Source organism: Vibrio sp. D401a, from assembly GCF_030248515.1.
GTDB lineage: Bacteria > Pseudomonadota > Gammaproteobacteria > Enterobacterales > Vibrionaceae > Vibrio > Vibrio rotiferianus.
Map to the genome: position 1 here is coordinate 1 of NZ_JAHGAI010000061.1, position 2459 is coordinate 2459.

A 2459-nucleotide genomic window follows, 5' to 3' on the forward strand; every position below is an offset into this window, starting at 1 on the left:
CGCTTCTTCTCTTTCGTGGTCTTTACTACGTCAGAATTGTCTTTCTTTTGTGCTGCCGTTGGAGTGCGAGGGTCGAATCCTTTATTAATTTAAAGCCAGTGAAAGTAGGGCAGTTCAGTGCGTTTTTCTTCTAGCCAACTTTCGTCTTTCAATCGGGGTAAAGTTTTGTAGTTGCCCGTCCCACTTCAGTGTTCAAAGTCTTTCATATCATCTCAATTTTCAATATCTTGGAGCGCATAAATAGAAGTAGCGCATGTACTAACAAATTGCTTAAGAGTGATTCGTAACGCGTGGCATTTTTACTTTGCGGTGGCTTAGGGTGATTAAGGCGCCGTGCGGTAGCTTTTGTATTGCGTTACTCACACCTTAGCAAGGCGTTATGTGAATAGGAGATTCCAGTGAACAAGGTAGTCAAAGAACGCTTCGATGAATATCCGGAAAATGCTCGTATTAGGCTAGAGGAGCTACGAAATCTAGTCTTTCAAATCGCATCTGATTTGGAGTTAGGTGAAGTCGATGAAACTCTAAAGTGGGGTGAGCCTAGCTATAGTGTAAAAACAGGCAGCCCGCTAAGAATAGACTGGAAGCTGAAATCTCCTAACAATTATTACCTGTTCTTTAATTGCCAAACTAAGTTAGTCGATACATTTCGAGAATTGTATGGTGAAGAACTGGTGTTTCAGGGAAACAGAGCAATAGTTCTGTCATTATCGAAAGCGTTACCAGAAACAGCAATCAAGTCCTGTTTAGAGTTAGCTTTAACCTATCAACAGCGTAAAAATTTGCCTCTTTTGGGCGCGTGAAAAAATTCACATAACAAAGCGTTCAAGAGGGATTCCCAACGCTCGGCATTTTGGGTTTGATTCAGCTTTAGTGATTACGGCACAATGGTTTAGGTGGGTGGTCTGCGTTGCTCACCCCTTAACGCGGCGTTAGCTTTCTAGAAGTCGATCGCATAGATGGCGATGATAAATAGGTCACTATTTCTTCTGATTGTATTAAGTACTTTCTTCTATTGTCAACGGAATGAGAGTAATGAATAACTTTAGTCGTTTGCCTTATAAATTGCCTAGCAACGAAGCCGATGCGGTTAAATCATTGGCGAAGATATTGAATATCCCGCAACACTTAGTTCAAGGAGATCCTGTTAAAGTCTCGCAAGCTATGTCTGGAACCATTATGTATCGTCAGTTGGACCGCAATGCTAGGCAACAAGCTATGGCAATTATACACAGCTTAAGTAGCGGTCCTTTAAAGAGCTGTCTCATAACAAGATGCACAGATGTGTTGGTAAATCCTCAATGGGGAGAGTGGTCACTGACTACTGAAGAGCTAACTGAAATTCTAAAATTTCATAATGACTTTAACCGATGGTCAAGTATCTTAGGAGCAAATCCTGGAGCTTATGGAGCAGGCGGAGCCGCTTGGAGTATCATCAAAAAAGGCGCTAGCTCTGGGAATGTAGCTGTTTTGATTGCATCAATTGCTCTAGTGGGAATTCATGAGTTTTCTTATAGCGAAATGCAAAAGTACACGGCAGAGTTAGAAAGGCGAAAGTGATGTTTAAATATACAATATTGTCGCTGTTTAGTTATCTAGTACTAATTTCTTTTTCTATATACTTGGGTTCTGCACTTTCAATTCCAGCTCTTCAAGGGAATAACATTGTAGCGTTATTGCTACCCCTTATCGTTCTCAACTATAAGTTGAACATTGAGAAAGGCTTTAGCGGGGGAAAAGTCTTCATTGCTTTTTTTGTATCGATAATCTATTGCTCTGTTTCGAGTGTTGTTTCGTACATTCAACAAGCAAAGCTTCTTGATACAGTAGAAGCTAGTTTAGTGATTTTATTCCCTTTTGCCTTACTATGCATATTAATCGCAACAAAACGCATATAAAGCTAACAATCTGTTTAAGAGTGATTCGCAACGCGTGGCATTTTTGTTATGCGTTGCGTTTAGTGTTTAAGGTGGTATACGGCTGCATCGGTATTGCGTTGCTCACACCTTAACAGGGCGTTAGTCGCCAGAAAAAGCTAGCAATCAAAATCATGTTTCTGAGCTTAAAATTTAGCAGCTGTTTGCTTGGTACACCGATTAATCGTAGATCATCAGAGCTTAGTTCTAGCTGTTTTAAGTCCAAAGTTTTGTACCTGTCCTAGCTGTTGTTTTGTTCTTTGGTGCTTACAGAGTAGGGCAATCGGGAGTCTATTTTTGGTTGCAACTCCGCTCGGTGAGTTTGTCGGTACAAAAGCCGATTTACTCGCTGAAATGACGTTTTCTCTGGTGTTGTAAGTTCCACGTGGTTTCAGTGACTTTGTTGAAAGTCCGCACTGTGAGATTGGCTTTCCAAAAGCGCTTTTTGGTATTGTCAGTCCGTTTTCTGCGGCGTTGTTTGTTCCAAGTGGTTTCATTGAATAGCCGCTTTGAGACTGCGCCTGACTAAAGTGCATCAAAGCA

The 2459-nt window shown here is 41.1% G+C and carries 3 protein-coding genes; 2 read left to right on the plus strand and 1 reads right to left on the minus strand.

The window, feature by feature from the left end:
* Positions 1-398: 398 nt before the first annotated feature.
* Together KIV41_RS22360 and KIV41_RS22365 are read left to right on the plus strand one after the other, a co-directional pair.
* Complete coding sequence (locus tag KIV41_RS22360) at positions 399-803, plus strand: DUF1801 domain-containing protein (protein WP_031847005.1); 405 nt, start codon at positions 399-401, stop codon at positions 801-803.
* Between the two features lie 232 nt (positions 804-1035).
* Positions 1036-1560, plus strand: a complete 525-nt coding sequence (locus tag KIV41_RS22365) for a hypothetical protein (RefSeq protein WP_252040577.1) — start codon at positions 1036-1038, stop codon at positions 1558-1560.
* Between the two features lie 550 nt (positions 1561-2110).
* Here KIV41_RS22365 and KIV41_RS22375 read toward each other — a convergent pair.
* Complete coding sequence (locus KIV41_RS22375) at positions 2111-2413, minus strand: hypothetical protein (RefSeq protein ID WP_252042127.1); 303 nt, start codon at positions 2411-2413, stop codon at positions 2111-2113.
* Between the last annotated feature and the right edge of the window lie 46 nt (positions 2414-2459).